This is a genomic window from Rhizobium sp. P28RR-XV (assembly GCF_012641385.1).
Classification (GTDB): Bacteria; Pseudomonadota; Alphaproteobacteria; order Rhizobiales; family Rhizobiaceae; genus Rhizobium.
In genome coordinates this window covers 1-15,908 of sequence record NZ_JABAIG010000027.1, presented here as the reverse complement: position 1 = coordinate 15,908, position 15,908 = coordinate 1, and the positions used below count along the sequence as shown (strand labels likewise).

Genomic DNA, 15,908 nt, shown 5'->3' with positions numbered 1-15,908 from the left:
GGCGTTCAAATTTCAGTGGTGGTTTTACCAATGAGGCGACCAACCAAGGCTCGGGGCGATGGTCCCGGCAAGGTCGGTCAGCAGCTGGATATTTTCGGTGAGGCCGAAGGCCGGCGGCAGGAAGAGAACGATCTCGTCGGCCGCAGCCAGCCCGGGATCGCTGAGTACTGCTTCGATCACCTGGTCCGCTGTGCCGTGGAAGACCGGCGAGATCTGGCTTCCCGGCGGCTGGTTGGTCCGCGAGCTCGGTTCGAGGGCACCCTTCGGCCGCGATGCGGCGATGCCCTGGGTACGTCGCTCGAGATCATAGGCTGCATATTTCTCGCGAAGCTCCGGCGTCGTGCCGACCAGGACCGAGGCCGCCACGGCGACAGGCGGCGGCTCGCTTGTCCGCTGCTTTCGCCAGGTTGCCCGGAAAGCCTCGATGCAACGGGCCTGATAGCTTCCGAAGCTCTCACCCTCGGCGTGGTCGTGCTGTACGGTTCCGGCGATCAGCCCAATTCCGAGTTCGGCGGCCTGGATCGCTGACCCGAGGCTCGCGGACCCTTGGCGAATGCGCGAGCGAAGGGTCGGACTGTGCGGCGTCACCCTCAATTGGCTGCCTTCGGCGGCACCCTGGCCGGGTTCTGCGACGGTGTGAAGAACCTCGCCGGAGATCGCGGACAGAAAACGCGCCTGACGGCGCTTGGCTTCCGTCCGGGCATCGGCTTCGACCGTGCCGAAGACGGCATCGAAGGCTGCGTTAGCGCCGGTCGAGATCGCCAGTTCCAATCTGCCGCCAATCAGGAGGTCGGTCGTCGCCGCGGCTTCCGCCAATAGGATGGGATCCTGATAGCGCATCGGAATGACGGCCGAGCCCAGCACGATATGGCTGGTATGCTGGCCCGCTGCGGCAAAGAAGGGCAGCGGCGAGGATAGATAGTGGTCGAAATGCCGCTGATAGGCCCAGCCTGACTGGTAGCCCAGACGTTCGGCCGCCTTGAAAAGCTCAATGCCCTCCCGCAAGCCGTGGGCGGGGCCGGTCTCATCGTTGAACGAGACGCGCGTGTTGAACCCGAGCCGTTTCTTCGGACGGAATGACGCGGACGGTGTCGGGGCGGAAGCGATGACGGTCATGCGATCTTTTCCTCATTGAAGACCTGCCGCTGCTGCAGGGGCTGGGTGCGCGCAAAACGCGCGGCACCTGATGGGATCGATTCCAGCAGCGCGCGGGTGTAGGGCTGGCGGGGCGTGTCGAAGATCTCTCCGACTGTGCCGTGCTCGACGATGCGTCCGCGCTGCATGACCGAGACCGTGTGGGCAAGCTGGCGTACAAGCGCCAGATCATGCGACACGAAGATGTAGGTGAGGCCAAGCTTGACCTGCAGAGACAGCAGCACTTCGACGATATCGGCCTGAACGCTGACGTCGAGCGCCGAGGTGGGCTCGTCAAGCACGATCACATCAGGTTTCAGGACAAGCGACCGGGCGATGGCAACGCGCTGGCGCTGGCCGCCAGACAAGGCGGCGGGCTTGCGGGACAAGAGATGCTCCCCCAGCCCGACATCTGCGAACGCCTTGCGCACCGCGAGTGCCCGCTCCCGATGTGCCCCGATCTTGAAGCGCTCCAGCGGCTCGCGCACAATTTTCTCGACGTTCCAGGTCGGATCAAGAGACGTGAAGGGGTTCTGGTAGACGAGCTGCAGGTGCCGCCAGACGGAGCGCAACTGCTGGGGTGACCGACCGTTGACCTGCTCGCCGCCGACAGTGATCCTCCCGGTATCGGGTTGTTCCAGCCCAAGCAGAAGCCGGATCGCCGTCGTCTTTCCGGATCCGGATTCCCCGACCAGCGCATGCGTCGTTCCCGCCTGCACGTTGAACGAGACCTCGTTGACGGCGGTCAGAACCTTGCCGTCGACGGCAAAGTTCTTCGTTACGCCGCTGACCTCGATCTTCGGGGTCCTTTCGCGCCTGGCGGCGAGGTGCCGGAAACCGGGCTCTCGCAACGGCCCGTACCGGTCCGGGTTGAGAGCCGGCACATCGCCATGGAGCTTTCTGGCATAGGACGAGGAAGGGGCGGAGAATACCGTAGCGGTACTGCCGGCTTCCTGGATGGCGCCGTCCTTGAGCACCACAATGGAATCCGCGCGCTCGGCTGCGATCGCCAGGTCATGGGTAATCAGGAGAAGGCTGATCTGCAGCTCCTCCCGCAGCTTCGATAAAAGGTCGAGAATGCGCTTCTGGATCGTCACATCGAGCGCGGAGGTCGGCTCGTCTGCGACCAGCAGCGAGGGTCGCGGCAGAACGGCGAGACCGATCAGCACGCGCTGGAGCATGCCGCCGGAAAGCTGATGAGGGTAGGAGTCATAGACGCGCTGCGGATTGTCGAGCCCGACCTGCGCGAATGTCTCCAGAACAAGTGCCTTGCGAAGCGCCTTGTCGGGCTCATCCAGCAGTGCGGCAGCTTCCATCGCCTGGGCGCCGATGGTGCGAACCGGGTTCAGAGAGTTGCCCGGATCCTGCGGCACGAAGCCGATCCTGCGTCCCCTGAACGGACGGAAGCGACGCTCCGGAAGCCCCAGAAGCTCCTGGCCATCGAATTCGACGCGGCCCGTGGCCTGTCCCGTTCCGGGAAGCAGCCGCAGGACGGCACGGGCGATCGTCGATTTGCCCGATCCGGATTCGCCGATCAGCGCGAGGCTTTTGCCGCGTCCAAGCTCGAAGCCGACATTGGTCACGACCCTGCGGGTGCCGTAGGCGACCGACAATCCTTCAGTGCGCAGCAACGGGGACGATGGACGATTCAAAAACGTTGTCAGTCTGTCTTGCGGAGCCATCGGCTGATCCTGTTTACAGAGAGAACGGTTGCGATCGTAACGAGGGCAGGGGCGTAAACCAGCCAGGGCCATTTGAGGTAATCCTTGCCGATCGAGATCAGCAGGCCCCAATCGGAAGCAGGTGGCGGGTCGCCGTAGCCAAGGAAGGCAAGGCTGGCGATTACCAGGATGGAGTCGCCGAACTGCAAGACCGCAAGTGGCAGCACCGATCGCGATGCGTTTGGAAGCACGTGGCGCCACAGAATGTGCCAGGGGGAGCCACCGAGAAGGAAGGACGATTCGACGAACGTTGCCTGCCTCGTCTTGATGACTTCGGAGCGCATCACCCGGGCAAAAAGAGCGACGGCCGAGACGCCCGTCGCGATTGCCGCGTTCGTCGTGTCGAAACCGATTGCGGTCACGACGATCACCGCCAGCAGGAATTTGGGGATGGCCAGCAAAACGTCGACGAGGCGGGCAAAGACCGTGTCCACCCAGCCGCCGAAGAAGCCGGCCAGCAGTCCGATAGTTCCGCCGGCGACAACGCCGATCACGACCGCAATCAGTGCGCTGGCTACCGATGAGGCTGTGCCATAGACGACGCGGGCATAGAGGTCGCGGCCGAGGTGATCGGTGCCGAACCAGTGCGCTGCACTTGGGCCGAGCAGCTTCTGGGCGGGAGTGCCGTTCACCGGATCGTAGCCGGTGAACAGACCAGGCGCCAAGGACCATGCGATCGCCAGAGCGACGACCAGGAAGGAGAGGATTACGACAGGCGGCACACGCAGGCCCGTCAGACGGCCGACCCGCGTCGTACGTGGGGTGGAAGAAATGGAGGCGAGTGTCATGGGGTCACCGCCTTGGAGATGGGGAGAGAGCTGTCGTCAGCGGTTGTCGGGCGACGCTGCTGCGTGCCGAGGAGTTTTACGCGGGGATCGAGCAGCGGGTAGGTGAGGTCGGCAATCAGGTTGACGACGACAAACACCACCGCGGCGAGCGAAACGACGGCCTGTAGAACCGGCAGGTCCTGAGTGCTGACCGACCGCTGGACCAGACTGCCAAGCCCGTTTCGGCCAAACACCGTCTCGGTGATCAGCGACCCGCCGAGCAATTCGCCTATCGTCAGTGCGACGACGGTGATGACGGGCAGTGAGGACGGCTTCAGCAGGTGCATGACGAAGAGTCGCATGTGACCAAGCCCGCGTCCGCGCGCGACTGCGGCGTAGTCTTGGCCGGATTCATGGTCGAGATTGGCAATCAGGACTTCGGCAATCTGCGCGGAGATCGGAATGCCGAGGGCGATCGCTGCGAAAAGCGTCGCCCAGAAGCTGTTGGGCTCGATGACGCGAAAGATGCCGAGCTGGAAACCGAAGAGGTGGATCAGCACCAGGCCGATCACGAAGTTCGGCACCGAGAGGAACAGCGAGGGAAAGCCGCGCAGCAGACCCTGTCCGAACCGCCGGGGCAGAAATTGTGTGCCGTAGGCGATGATCGCTGCCAGGAAGAGTGCAACAGCAAGGCCCGCCGAGGCAAGCACCAACGTCGATGGCAGAACCTCGGCGATCAGCGTCGCTACCGGCCTGTTGGTCCGCATCGACAGACCGAGATCGCCGGTCACGAAGCCGGAAAAGGCGTTCCAAAGCTGCACGGGGATCGGTTGGTCCAGCCCCTGCGCTGCGATAATCTCCTTGATCTCATCCGGGGTGAAGCCGTTCTGCGGGTTGTTCAGGACATTGGTGATCGGATCGCCGGGCAGGATGCTGACGACGACAAAGGTGAAGACATAAGACAGCAGGATCACCACGATCGCCTGCAGCAGCCGCTTTCCGGCATAGTTGAAATAGGCTTTGCTCATGCCCATCACCTCCGTGTCTGTTGAATGGCCGGGCTATTCGCTCTTCGTCGCGGTGTAGTAATTGGCATAGGCGACGCCGTTGTAGACCTCGCCCTTGAGCTTCGGCGACTGCACGTAGATGCGCTGGACGATCTGCGTTCGCGGAATGAAATAGCCCAGGTCGAGGACGTATTTCTGCAGCTCGTCGAGAAGCGGCTTGCGAGCCTCGATGGAGCCGGCGCCAGCGATCTTGTCGCGCAGATCGTTGAGGGTCTTGTCGCTCTCGTCGAGCGCAAACCAGTTCTCGCCATTGTTGGCGTTGGTCAGAATGCCGGCGACGGTGCCTGCGTCGATGAAGGAGCGTGTCACCTCATATGCCGGCACTCCCGCGCCGCCATACTTGACCTTCTGGCCGAAGGTGACGACGTCATAGGCGCGGATATCGACCTTCCAGCCGATCTTGCCGAGCTGCTGCGAAATCAGTTCGTCGATCGATTTCGATGTCGCGAGGTAGGGGTTCGAGTTCAGCGTCAGTAACAGCGGCTTGCCATCCTTGACGCGGATGCCGTTCGCTCCCTTCTTCCATCCTGCCTCGTCGAGAAGCTTCTCCGCCTTTTCAGGATTGTAGGCGAGGAGCGCGCTCTGATCGGTCGCACCCGGAACGTTGCTCTGAATGAAGGACGTTGCGAGCTTCCAGTCGGGCGTATAGACGGTGTCGATGATTTCCTGGCGATTGATGCCTGCCTGAAGCGCTTGGCGAACCTTCACGTCGTCATATGGGGCAAGTTTGGTGTTGATCGCCCAGCCGTTGACGAAGCCGAGATAGCGGGGCGTGGCGACCGTGAGGCCCTCCGACTTGAGGGACTCGAGTTCCTGAGGCGATGCGTTGTAGGCGACATCGGCCTGGCCGGACTGCACTGCCGCAACTCGCAGCGACGGTTCCGACACGAGCTTGTAGGTGATCGTATCGAGATGGGCGGGACCGGTCTGGCCCACCGCTGCCGGCCCCCAGTTGTAATCCTTGCGCTTGGCAAGCTTGACATAGTCGCCTTCCTTCCAGGACTCGACGACATAAGGGCCGCTGCCGGAGGTCTTGCCCAAGTCCGCCTGGGCGCTTGCCGGCGAGGCGATGGTCTTCGGCGAAATGAGGATCGAGCCGTGGTAGCCGAGCGTCGGAATGAAGCCGAGGGTCGGCTTCTTGAAGAAGACCTTCACGGTTGTCGCATCGACGGCTTCGGCGTGATCATAGGTCTTGGGGAATAGGCCGATCGGATTGATGCCCTCGCTCTTACGCCCGGCATACCAGATGTCGAGATTTGCGACGACGGCTGCCGCATCGAGCGGGCTGCCATCGGAGAAGGTCACACCGGTCTTGAGATGCAGGGTGAATTCGGTCGCATTGTCGTTCTGCTCCCAGCGCTCGGCGATCCACGGGCTGACCTTGCCGTCGGCATCGACATAGAGAAGCTTGTCGGTCACATGGCCCCAGATATGGCCCTGAAAGCTGGAGATCGCGCTGTTGTTGGGGATCCAGGTGTCCCCGAGGGAGTCGATCAGAAAGACGATGTCTCCGCCATCATGCGCTCCGTCTTCAGCCAATGCCGGGGTTACGTTCGCTGTTGCGACCAGAGCGGCAAATGCCAGCGCAGAGGTGACGGTCAGCAGACGACGCCTGGAAAGATGAGGGCGGAAAGAACGGTCGTTCATAAAGCGGTCCTGTTGGGTTGCCGAGGCTGATTACGAACAGGAGCCTATGTGAGCGGATCGATTTCGAGAAAGACTTGTTGTTCTTTTTCTATCAAATTTGTAGATTATTTTATCAGCGCAATCTGACGTCCGAGGATCAGGATTTCCGGTGCCTGTTCGCCGGTAAGGGTATTGCCGTTGGCGGTCTCTTCGTCGATGAACGTCATTCCGTCGAGAATGCGCACGCGCGGCAATTCCCCGGCGAAGCGCTCGGCATCGACCTTTGTCAGCTGCCCGGTCGAGGCCTGGGCAAGCTGGGACGTGCCGGCATCACGGGTCAGGATATTCGGGTTGCCATGAATGCACATGGCCATCTCGGCATCAGCATCATCGGGCTCGAACCAAGCGCCGGTGGCAAGCTGCATCACACCAGGTTTCACATCCGCACTGATCACCGCAGCCGCCAGGCAACTGCCGCGGGCGTTGAACAGCCTGACGATATCACGATCCGAAATGCCGCGCTCTGCCGCATCCGTTGGGTTGATGCGCACCGGCTCGCGGCCGTCGATCTTGGTGGAGCGGCTGAAGTCGCCATAGTCAAGCTGGCTGTGAAGACGCGAATGGGGCTGGTTGCAGACGAGATAGAGGGGATAGCGGCTCTCCGCCGCCCTTGTCGTCGGGTCCGGTACAAACCAGCGTGGATGGCCCCGGCAATCGTCATAACCAAAGTTCTCTATCGCTTCAGAGAAGATTTCGATCTTGCCAGACGGCGTCGGCAGCGGATTGGCGTCCGGATCGGCCCGGAATGCACGCGCAGGGCCGCCTTCGTCAGGCTTTACCGGCAGCTGCAGTTCGCCTTTCTCCCAGAAGGTTTCAAAATCCGGCGCTGGATGACCGCCGGCAGCGAGGGCCGTGCGCGTGGTCTCGAAGAGGAGAGCGAGCCATTCGCGGCTCGACCGGTTCTCGGTGAATTCTTCGCGTTTGCCGAGGCGCTCTGCGATATCCGCGAATATCTCGTAGTCGTCGCGTGCTTCGCCGACCGGCTCGATCAGCTTCTTCATGGCGATCATCATGGAATCGCGGTCGGCTGCACCGATATCGTCGCGCTCAAGCGTCGTCGTCGCGGGCAGGACGATATCGGCGTGGCGTGCCGAGGACGTCCAGGCCGTCTCATGCACGATGATCGTTTCCGGCTTCTTGAACGCCTGGCGGAGCCTGTTGAGATCCTGATGGTGATGGAACGGGTTGCCGCCGGCCCAATAGACGAGGCGGATGTCAGGATAGCGCAGAGCCTGGCCATTGTAGTGGAAGGGTTCGCCCGGTTTCAGCAGCATGTCGGCGATCCGCGCGACGGGAATGAAGTCCAGCACTGGATTGTGAAATTGCTTGAGCGTCGGAAGGGGAACGGCAAGCTGGCTTTTGCCGATGTTGCCGAGGGCGCCGAGCGAATAAGAGAAACCGCCGCCATCGAGCCCGATCTGTCCGAGCATGGCCGCCAGCACGATCCCCATCCAGACAGGCTGTTCGCCGTAGTCGGCGCGCTGCAAGGAATGACTGACGGTGATCAGCGTTCGGGCGTTCGCCATGCGCCGCGTCAGATCAACGATCGTCTCGGCCGCGATACCGCAGATGCCGGCTGCCCATTGCGGGCTCTTTTCGACGCCATCCCCGCGTCCCAGCAGATAATCCTCGAAGCGTGGATAGCCTGTCGTATAGCGGTCGAGAAATTCCCGGTCATGCCGCCCCTCGCTGACGAGGACGAAGGCGATTGCGAGCATGAGCGCGACATCGGTTCCGGGGATGACCGGCAGCCATTCGGCCTCCAGATCGGCGGCAAGATCGTCCTTGAGCGGGCTTACGAGGACGAAGCGCGCGCCGCGCGCACGGGCACCGCTCAGCGCGGGGCGTACGACATGCCGGCTGATACCGCCGCCATGGACATCGGTGTTCTTGACCGCCATGCCGCCGAAGGCAACGATCAGCTCGCTGCTGCGCTCGATTGCTTCCCAGGTTACGCTCTTTCGGTCGAAGGTGTCATAAGGGCCGAGCACATGCGGAATGATGACCATCGCCGCGCCCGAACTGTAGGTATTGACCGATCTGACATATCCGCCAAGCATGTTGAGGAAACGGTGGATCTGGCTTTGGGCATGATGAAACCGCCCTGCGCTGGACCAGCCGTACGAGCCGCCGAAGATCGCCTGCGGTCCGGCTTCGGCGTGAACGCGGCGAAGCTCATTGGCGACAAGATCGAGCGCTTCCGGCCAGGTGACCTCGACATAACCGTCGCTCCCGCGCTTCCGGGCATTATCAGGCTTGCCTTCAAGCCAGCCGCGCCTGATGGCCGGGCGACGGATACGGGCGGGGCTATGGGCGATTGCGGACAGATTTCCGAGCAGGGGAGATGGATGCGGGTCGGCGGAATGGGGACGGATTTCGAGCGCATTGTCCTGGTTCCGCCCATAGAATGCACCCCAATGAGAGCTGTGGGATTTGAAGACGTCCATCGCACCGTTTCCCGCGACAAAAGTGGAAAGATCGGCAACACTCACGCCGGCAGGATCTTGCCGGGGTTCATGATGCCTTTGGGATCGATGCCATGCTTCAGCAGAGGCATCAGTTCGACGGCGTCCGGGATTGCCGGCGCGTGATGGGGCTCGCCGCGGCCGTGCTGCTCGCGCAGGGCCTGCGAGATCGAGAAGCGATCACCGAACCTCGCCAGGAATTGGCCCGATAGCTCAGCGGAAAGGATGCCCATCTTTCACGTCTCTCTTTCGATGTTGACCATGCCAGCCGAAATCGTGCCATGTGTCACGATCCGGCACGGATGCGGATTGACCGCACCAGGTCTCACCAGGCTCGCTGTCAGACGGCGATTTTCTCCCCGTTCAGGTGGCGCTCAAGGAAGGGCAGGCTATCCTGCCCCCAGTAGAGCTCGTCTTCGTAACGAAACGTCGGGAGACCGAAGACACCGGCGGTTTTGGCGCTTTCGATGTTGGATCTCCAGATCGATTGGGTGCCCTCGGCCTGGGCGCGTTCTTCCAGCTTTGCGCCATCGATCCCTACCGAATTGGCGATTGCCTGGCGCACCTCGCTCCGGCCGATATCCGCCGCGTCCGTCCAGAATGCCGTCTGCAGAGCGCGCGTGAGCCCAAGCCAATCCAAGCCGTTCTCGACGGCCGCGATGACCATGAAGCCGGCGGGCGTGGGATCGGACAGGGCAGCGCGATTTTCGAAGTTCAGCGTCTTGCCGCGCAGGACTGCCCAGCGCTTCAGGTCCTTGGTCCAGTAGGCACGTCGGGCTTCCGGCCGGTTGCGGGAGTAGATCCCGCCATTGTCCTCGATCACCGAGATCAGATGTGGTCGGATCGACGCTCCATGTCTCAGTGCAAGTTCTGAAAAAGCATCAAGACCAATGAAGGACCAGGGTGAACCGATGCCGAAGAAATAGTCTATTACCTTTGTCATGCTTTGCCTTTTTCAGCGGTCTTGATGGAAGAAAGTGCGGCGTCGAATACGAAGAGGGCGCAGTCTCTGGCGGTGAGAACAGCCTCGGGATCGCGACCAACGGCGACGGTCGCCAGAGCTCCTTCGTAGAGCAGGGAAAGATGGTCGGCCGGCTGCGCTGCCTCAATACCCGCTCTTTCCATCAGCGCGCGAAACATCTGGCTGACCGCCGCCTTGTGAGCGCGCGCGACGGTGACAACGCGTTCTGAATCGCCGTGCTCGGCCACCGCCAGGGCGAACGCGCATCCGCGAAACTCCGGGCTGTCCGCCTTGTCATGCAGCCGCTCAAAGACGAGATTGAGCTGATCCCGCGGGCGGGGAACTTCGTTCAAAACCTCTTTCAGAGAGCGAATGACTCGCTCGTGGCGATCCTGAAGATAGGCCGCCACGAGATGATCCTTAGACGGGAAATGCCGATAGAGCGTTGCCTTGGCGACCTTGGTTTCTTCGACGATGCGGTCGATGCCGACAGCGCGGATGCCTTCGCGGTAAAAGAGTGCGCCGGCAGACGCGAGGATGTGATCTGAAATGGAAGCTTTCATCGAACTGCTTGCGGAGCCTTCTCGAAACAGCGCGCTCTGACATGGGAGTGCAGCGAGAGAGGTTTTTATGCGGGCCGACCCTCAAGAGAAAGACAGGTCATTCCGTTTGGACGCATCGTTGGGAATATTTTTGCTCTGACGTATGTGGAAAAATCTTGGACCACGACTTTCGACGTGCATTCCAGGACTACAGGCACGAGCTCGTGCAGCACGCGTCGCTATCACCGAAATCGATCGGCCGAAGACCCAAGCGATGATCTGATGGTCTAAAGGATGGAGCCGCGACTAGCAGTCATTTATTCGACGGTTTCGGCGACTGATCCGAACGAGCGACTCTAGCCGCCAGGTGCGGCGAGGGAATGAGGAGTTTCGCGGCAGCTATCCGACACATGCGGGATGTGGCGGCCTTTCCGCTCCCGGCCCCAAACCAGTGAGTCCACAACGCCAAACTCCTCTGATTCCTAGATAATTTGTTACAGTGGCAAGCTAGAATAACAGGGTTGTCGGTTTCGACCCCATCAAGACCGTTGTACTGATCAACGCCCATAGGCCTCGACCCATGAGCGTCGTTTGAGGATAACCCCAGGCAGATAGATAAGCCATCGGTGGAATTGAAGCTTGCCTTGCTCAACGAGGCAAGGTTGCTGGCTCTTCTCGTGAGTGTTGTCCAAATTCGCACTTAGGCGACGAAGCGGACCACGCCACCATCTACACGCAGAGCCGCACCGGTTGTCGCCGAAGCCTGCTCGGAACATGCGTAAACGATCATGTTGGCGACCTCCTCGGTCGTCGCGAAACGCTGGATGAGGGAGGTCGGACGCATTGCCTTCAGGAAACCCTGCTCGGCTTGCTCTTGTGTGATTCCGTTTGCCTCGGCCTGCTTCGCCATGAAGTCGCCCAGGATTTCAGACCGGGTCGGTCCCGGCAGGACAGCGTTGACGGTGACACCGGTACCGGCGACTGCCTCGGCAAGGCCGCGCGAGACCGCGAGCTGCGCGGTCTTGGTCATGCCATAGTCAAGCATCTCCTTAGGGATGTTAACCGCGGATTCGCTGCTGACGAACACGACGCGGCCCCAGCCGTTCCTCACCATGCGCGGCAGGTAGTGACGCGTCACGCGCACGCCGCTCATCACGTTCAACTGGAACAGCCCAAGCCAGTCTTCGTCGGGAATCTTCGCGATGTCGTCAACGCCGTTGTAGTCGCGCAAGTAGGCCGTGCCGACATTGTTCACGAGGATATCGGCGTCCGGGACCTGCGCGATCAGGGCTTCAGCACCTTCTGCGGTCGCCAGGTCGGCTGCAACGCCAGCGATATCGATAGCAGGGAATGCTTGCCGCATCTGCCGCACAGCCTCATCGACCCTGGCCGTTCCACGACCGTTGATGACGACCGATGCGCCGGCAAGAGCCAATCCCTCTGCCGTTGCGCGTCCGATCCCTGCTGTCGATCCTGTGACAATCGCCTTGCGGCCCTTGAGTTCGATATTCATCTTGTTCATCTCCATTTGTAGATGGGCCGGGGCCGATTGGCCAAAGCTTCAGGGTTGGGGTGTCAGCCTGCCTTCCTTGCGAATTCTGCTTCCGCCGCGCGGGCGAGGCTTTCGACCCATTCCTGGTGGTAGCGGTAAAGCGCACCGGGATGCTTGTGCCCGATCACGTCGAGGAAGAAGGCGCCTTGCTGCGTTTCCTCGGTCAATACATGGCACCCGGCGTCCGTGGGCGTAATGACCCAGCCGTGGTAGGCGCTCGATCCGGTATCATCGCCATCGACCGTTGTTGCCCAGGCGAGCCTGCGGCCGGGCTCGCATTCCGTGACGACGAGACTCATCGGAAAGCCGACCGTCACCCTGCTGTATCTGGTTCCAAGCGCCAGTTCCGGCTCGCCGGTCAGGATTTTGACCTGATCTTCGGCAGGAAAGTAGCTGAACCAATTCTCGGCGTCGACCAGCAGCTTCCACACCACCTCGGGAGGCGCCTTCACGTCGATGTCGTTGAGCGCGTAGATCGCCGATGTCTTCGGATCGTAGCGCTCGGGCCAAATTACATGGTCGTACATCGGTCATTGCTCCTTCTTGAACAGGTCCTGGAAGATCAGGGGCGCCCAGCTCCTGTTTCGTGCCTGTACGAGCTGACCGCCCTCGGCGATCTTCCCGAGGCTGACCGGCGCATAGCCGAGCTGCTCGACCAGGGCGGCAACCGTCGCGGTCGCATCTTCGTCGTCGCTCGACAGGAAGATCACCCGCCGTCCGCCCTTGGTTGCCGGATCTTCGGCGAGGACGCCCGCCGGCAGATGGTTGAAGGCCTTGACCAGTCGAGCGCCGGGCAGCGCCCGGGCAATGACGGCAGAGGAGGGAAGGCCGTCCAGGTCCTCGACAGAAACGCCGAATGCGTTTGTCACATCAATGACGATCTTGCCTTGCCAGCTCGGCAGGGTCTTGGTGAATTCCTGATGTTGCCAAAACGGGATCGCCAGGATGATTACGTCGGCTTTGACAGCTTCCTTCAACGTCGCCGGGGCGACCGCCGGACCGATTGCCCGCGCCTGCGGGGCCAGCGTCTCGGCCGGCCGCCGGCTGGCCACAGTCACCTCGATGTTCTTACGGGCGAAGGCGCGGGCGAGTGCCTGACCCACCGCGCCGAAGCCGATAATTGCGTAACTCATGTTGCTTCTCCGATCTGTATTGGTGTCGATTGCGCCGGACTTGCCGGGCGCGGGCTCAGTTCGCGGAAGGCCCGCCGCGTAGCGTGGCAACTTTCGCAAGGTCTTCCAGAAGCGTCTGATGCGTGCGCCAGAAGATGTCCGGCGCCTGTTTCGCCAGTTCGATCCACAGCGGACCCTGCATCGTCTCTTCGGTCCAGAGATGGGTTCCGTTCGCCGTCGGGGTGATGATCCAGGCGTGATAGGCCCTGGATTCCAGGGACGCCTTGGGGCCGCCGCCCCAGGCGATGCGCGTCATCGGTTCGAATTCCTGTACCGATGCGTAGACATCCTGGCCGGCCAGATTGGTTTCGAACCGCGTGCCAAGGCGTAAAGACTCATGGCCGTCCAGCAGGTCCACATGCTCGACGCCCGGATAGTAACTCGGCCACGCAGCGGGATCCACCAGCAGCGACCAGATTGTTTCAGGGGAGGCTGCGACCTTCAGCTCATTTGTGAAATGGATCGGCGACCGGCTGGGAGCCATGTCCTGCGGCCATTTGACTGCTTCGTACATATCAACCTCTGCATTCTCGATTGCGCGCGACAAGGCGAACGGTTGCTTGGATTCCGCGGAGGGATTTGCGCCGGCCGGCTCCTTATCGGGGGGAGATGTGGGAAGATGCGCGCGCCGTCGGGATTCCAAAATCCTCAACATCGCTTGTGCATATATGCACCACCCGCGGAGCAAGCTCGGTCGCCGAGCGCGGCGCTATACACCGCCGGTCGAAGCGTGACTGCTCCCCGGTCCGCATTAACTTGCGGCAAGAGGTTTATCGGCTATAGGTTTCTGCACGGGTATTTATGAAATTCGGCGGCTGTTCCGGCGTTTTTGCGGTCGGCTTCACTGCGTCACATTAAACCAGGGTTTGTTGGAATGATCCCACGCATGCGCCGGTCGAAAGCTCGACCTGCCGGTCGTTGCCCGGAGAAGCCTTAGTTCAACCATAGGCAGCGCGTCCCAGGGTATGGACGTTCAATCCTGCGCGGTCGGTCGGATTACGATGCTGCCCACGTCCACGTCGTCAGGCTGATCGATGGCGTAGGCGATGCCGCGAGCGATCGCGGCAGGAGGGATTGCGATGTCTGCGATCCGTGCCGCAATGGCATCCCTGACGGCCGTGTCTGTGAACGAGTCAGTGAGATTAGTCGCAATCATGCCCGGCGACACCTCCGTGACCCGCAGATGCGCTCCCGCTTCCTGCCGCAGGGTCTCGCTGATCGTACGGACGGCATTCTTGGTGGCGGCATAGACGCCCATCGTCGGCACGATTTTGATGCCGGCGGTCGATACCACGTTGATGACATGCCCGCTGCGCTGCCGTGCGAAAATCGGCAGCGCAGCGGCGATACCGTACAGCGTGCCGCGCAGGTTTACGTCGATCATCGCGTCCCAGTCTTCGACACGCAGGGCATCAAAGCGCGAAATAGGGCTGATGCCGGCATTGTTGACAAGGACATCCAGTCTGCCTCCGCGCTCTACCGCAAGTGCCACGAGCGCCTCGAGATCGGAACGAACGCACACGTCAGTCACCTTGTAGGCAACCTTGCCTCCGACAGCAGAGATGTCCCGAGCGACCTCCGCCAGGACGTCTTCGCGCCGCGCGCCAAGCACCAACGTCGCGCCTGCTTCCGCCAGAAGAATTGCGGTTGCGCGGCCGATGCCGCTGCTCGCGCCCGTGATCGCCACTACTTTGCCTGCAATGCTCATATGTCCGTCTCCTTCCCGATAACTATAGGAAAAGCGCGCTGGACGTACTATGCTTGAAAGGCCATGAATTTATCGCAATCGTCTCGAACCTTCGATCCATTATCAGATGTGCTCACAGTGCTCGATGCGCGGGCAACCCGGAGGACTCGCTTCGAGGGCTCGGGCGATTGGGCGGTGGCGTTTACAGCGCTGGAACGCCTGAAATTCGTCGCAGTGCTGCGTGGGGCCTGTTGGCTCCTGCTGCCCGATAGCGCTCCGCAACGCCTTGAGACAGGCGACTGCTGCTTGATCGGCCGCACAGCCTATGCGATTGCGAGCGATCCCGCGCTGGTGCCGATCGACGGTTCGCGCCTGTGCGCCGAAGGGAATGACCTTGTGCAGCTGGGGGGTGACGAGACGGTGACGATCGGCGGCGGCATTTCCTTCTCGCCCGGGAACGCCGCCTTCCTCCTCGATATGTTGCCGGCTTTCATGCACGTCCCTAGAATGTCGACGGGAGCCGCAGCGATCACGGCGGTTCTGGGTCTTTTGGACGCGGAGGCAGAGCAGTCCGCTATGGGACACGAGGTTGTCACAGCCAGGTTAGCGGAGGTTCTTATGATCCATGCTATCCGCACGTTCGCGTCAGGTTCCGACACCACAAGCGGATGGCTTGGCGCGCTGGCGGATCCCCGCCTCGGGCGAACGATTCAATGTTTTCATGGCGATGTCGCGCGGCCATGGACCGTTGCTGATCTGGCCGCTGAGGCGGGCATGTCACGGGCGGCCTTCTCGTCCGCCTTTACTCGCCGCATAGGACAGGCGCCGTTCGCGTATATGCGCAACTGGCGGATGACCCGCGCCCGTGCCGCGCTGGCTGAAAGTCATTCTAGCGTCAGCGACGTCGCGGCGAGTGTCGGCTACATATCCCAAAGTGCGTTCAGCCACGCTTTTCGTCGAACCTTCGGTCAGACACCACGGCAGCACACGGCTTGAGGCGAGGGCCTATCTGACGAAATGCCAGCGCGGGCGATGTCACCTTAACTTGAATTCGGAAGCACGTTTGACGTTCGGCCTTCAGGATTGATCTCAGGCCACGGCTCCCGCCGCAGCCTTCCACTGTGCGATCGCCTGGATGCGGTGAACGCGGCTTT

Annotated in this window: 15 protein-coding genes; 1 reads left to right on the top strand and 14 read right to left on the bottom strand. The window is 61.6% G+C overall.

The features are described 5' to 3' along the window. Positions 1–24: 24 nt before the first annotated feature. The 14 genes from HGP12_RS32610 to HGP12_RS32545 all read right to left on the bottom strand — a co-directional run bounded on the left by HGP12_RS32610 (position 25) and on the right by HGP12_RS32545 (position 14,775). Positions 25–1,116, bottom strand: a complete 1,092-nt coding sequence (locus HGP12_RS32610; protein ID WP_168844061.1) for an LLM class flavin-dependent oxidoreductase — start codon at positions 1,114–1,116, stop codon at positions 25–27. Next, positions 1,113–2,816 carry an ABC transporter ATP-binding protein gene (locus HGP12_RS32605; RefSeq protein WP_168844062.1) on the bottom strand — a complete coding sequence of 568 codons (1,704 nt, stop codon included), beginning with the start codon at positions 2,814–2,816 and terminating at the stop codon, positions 1,113–1,115. The genes HGP12_RS32610 and HGP12_RS32605 overlap by 4 nt, the downstream gene beginning before the upstream one ends. Next, positions 2,795–3,643 carry an ABC transporter permease gene (locus HGP12_RS32600; protein ID WP_168844063.1) on the bottom strand — a complete coding sequence of 283 codons (849 nt, stop codon included), beginning with the start codon at positions 3,641–3,643 and terminating at the stop codon, positions 2,795–2,797. Before HGP12_RS32600 ends, HGP12_RS32605 begins: the two co-directional genes overlap by 22 nt. Next, entirely contained in the window at positions 3,640–4,650 is a 1,011-nt protein-coding gene (locus tag HGP12_RS32595; RefSeq protein ID WP_168844064.1) for an ABC transporter permease, read from the bottom strand. Before HGP12_RS32595 ends, HGP12_RS32600 begins: the two co-directional genes overlap by 4 nt. A gap of 33 nt (positions 4,651–4,683) precedes the next feature. Beyond that, positions 4,684–6,336 (bottom strand): ABC transporter substrate-binding protein, encoded by a 1,653-nt coding sequence (locus HGP12_RS32590; protein WP_168844065.1) that lies wholly within the window; start codon positions 6,334–6,336, stop codon positions 4,684–4,686. Between the two features lie 104 nt (positions 6,337–6,440). Next, positions 6,441–8,822, bottom strand: a complete 2,382-nt coding sequence (locus tag HGP12_RS32585) for a molybdopterin guanine dinucleotide-containing S/N-oxide reductase (protein WP_246703640.1) — start codon at positions 8,820–8,822, stop codon at positions 6,441–6,443. A 41-nt stretch (positions 8,823–8,863) separates the two neighbouring features. After that, positions 8,864–9,073 carry an FAD-linked oxidase C-terminal domain-containing protein gene (locus HGP12_RS32580; protein WP_168844066.1) on the bottom strand — a complete coding sequence of 70 codons (210 nt, stop codon included), beginning with the start codon at positions 9,071–9,073 and terminating at the stop codon, positions 8,864–8,866. 107 nt (positions 9,074–9,180) lie between these two features. Continuing rightward, the gene (locus HGP12_RS32575; RefSeq protein ID WP_168844067.1) at positions 9,181–9,783 is read right to left on the bottom strand and encodes a 2-hydroxychromene-2-carboxylate isomerase; all 603 of its coding nucleotides are present in this window, start codon (positions 9,781–9,783) and stop codon (positions 9,181–9,183) included. Beyond that, the gene (locus HGP12_RS32570) at positions 9,780–10,364 is read right to left on the bottom strand and encodes a TetR/AcrR family transcriptional regulator (protein ID WP_168844068.1); all 585 of its coding nucleotides are present in this window, start codon (positions 10,362–10,364) and stop codon (positions 9,780–9,782) included. Before HGP12_RS32570 ends, HGP12_RS32575 begins: the two co-directional genes overlap by 4 nt. A gap of 679 nt (positions 10,365–11,043) precedes the next feature. After that, positions 11,044–11,856, bottom strand: a complete 813-nt coding sequence (locus tag HGP12_RS32565) for an SDR family NAD(P)-dependent oxidoreductase (RefSeq protein WP_168844069.1) — start codon at positions 11,854–11,856, stop codon at positions 11,044–11,046. Positions 11,857–11,918: 62 nt separating this feature from the next. Further along, positions 11,919–12,422, bottom strand: a complete 504-nt coding sequence (locus HGP12_RS32560) for an SRPBCC domain-containing protein (protein WP_168844070.1) — start codon at positions 12,420–12,422, stop codon at positions 11,919–11,921. A 3-nt stretch (positions 12,423–12,425) separates the two neighbouring features. Continuing rightward, complete coding sequence (locus HGP12_RS32555; RefSeq protein WP_312862968.1) at positions 12,426–13,058, bottom strand: NADPH-dependent F420 reductase; 633 nt, start codon at positions 13,056–13,058, stop codon at positions 12,426–12,428. Between the two features lie 25 nt (positions 13,059–13,083). Beyond that, positions 13,084–13,581 carry an SRPBCC domain-containing protein gene (locus HGP12_RS32550; RefSeq protein ID WP_168844072.1) on the bottom strand — a complete coding sequence of 166 codons (498 nt, stop codon included), beginning with the start codon at positions 13,579–13,581 and terminating at the stop codon, positions 13,084–13,086. A 459-nt stretch (positions 13,582–14,040) separates the two neighbouring features. Continuing rightward, complete coding sequence (locus HGP12_RS32545) at positions 14,041–14,775, bottom strand: SDR family oxidoreductase (protein WP_168844073.1); 735 nt, start codon at positions 14,773–14,775, stop codon at positions 14,041–14,043. A 63-nt stretch (positions 14,776–14,838) separates the two neighbouring features. On the opposite strand from HGP12_RS32545, the gene HGP12_RS32540 reads away from it, so the two are divergent. Next, positions 14,839–15,750 carry an AraC family transcriptional regulator gene (locus HGP12_RS32540; RefSeq protein ID WP_168844074.1) on the top strand — a complete coding sequence of 304 codons (912 nt, stop codon included), beginning with the start codon at positions 14,839–14,841 and terminating at the stop codon, positions 15,748–15,750. Positions 15,751–15,908: the final 158 nt, after the last annotated feature.

Coding starts and splice junctions, on each gene's coding strand:
- HGP12_RS32610 (WP_168844061.1), bottom strand. CDS start 1,116: ATGACCGTCATCGCTTCCGCCCCGACACCGTCCGCGTCATTCCGTCCG.
- HGP12_RS32605 (WP_168844062.1), bottom strand. CDS start 2,816: ATGGCTCCGCAAGACAGACTGACAACGTTTTTGAATCGTCCATCGTCC.
- HGP12_RS32600 (WP_168844063.1), bottom strand. CDS start 3,643: ATGACACTCGCCTCCATTTCTTCCACCCCACGTACGACGCGGGTCGGC.
- HGP12_RS32595 (WP_168844064.1), bottom strand. CDS start 4,650: ATGAGCAAAGCCTATTTCAACTATGCCGGAAAGCGGCTGCTGCAGGCG.
- HGP12_RS32590 (WP_168844065.1), bottom strand. CDS start 6,336: ATGAACGACCGTTCTTTCCGCCCTCATCTTTCCAGGCGTCGTCTGCTG.
- HGP12_RS32585 (WP_246703640.1), bottom strand. CDS start 8,822: ATGGACGTCTTCAAATCCCACAGCTCTCATTGGGGTGCATTCTATGGG.
- HGP12_RS32580 (WP_168844066.1), bottom strand. CDS start 9,073: ATGGGCATCCTTTCCGCTGAGCTATCGGGCCAATTCCTGGCGAGGTTC.
- HGP12_RS32575 (WP_168844067.1), bottom strand. CDS start 9,783: ATGACAAAGGTAATAGACTATTTCTTCGGCATCGGTTCACCCTGGTCC.
- HGP12_RS32570 (WP_168844068.1), bottom strand. CDS start 10,364: ATGAAAGCTTCCATTTCAGATCACATCCTCGCGTCTGCCGGCGCACTC.
- HGP12_RS32565 (WP_168844069.1), bottom strand. CDS start 11,856: ATGAATATCGAACTCAAGGGCCGCAAGGCGATTGTCACAGGATCGACA.
- HGP12_RS32560 (WP_168844070.1), bottom strand. CDS start 12,422: ATGTACGACCATGTAATTTGGCCCGAGCGCTACGATCCGAAGACATCG.
- HGP12_RS32550 (WP_168844072.1), bottom strand. CDS start 13,581: ATGTACGAAGCAGTCAAATGGCCGCAGGACATGGCTCCCAGCCGGTCG.
- HGP12_RS32545 (WP_168844073.1), bottom strand. CDS start 14,775: ATGAGCATTGCAGGCAAAGTAGTGGCGATCACGGGCGCGAGCAGCGGC.
- HGP12_RS32540 (WP_168844074.1), top strand. CDS start 14,839: ATGAATTTATCGCAATCGTCTCGAACCTTCGATCCATTATCAGATGTG.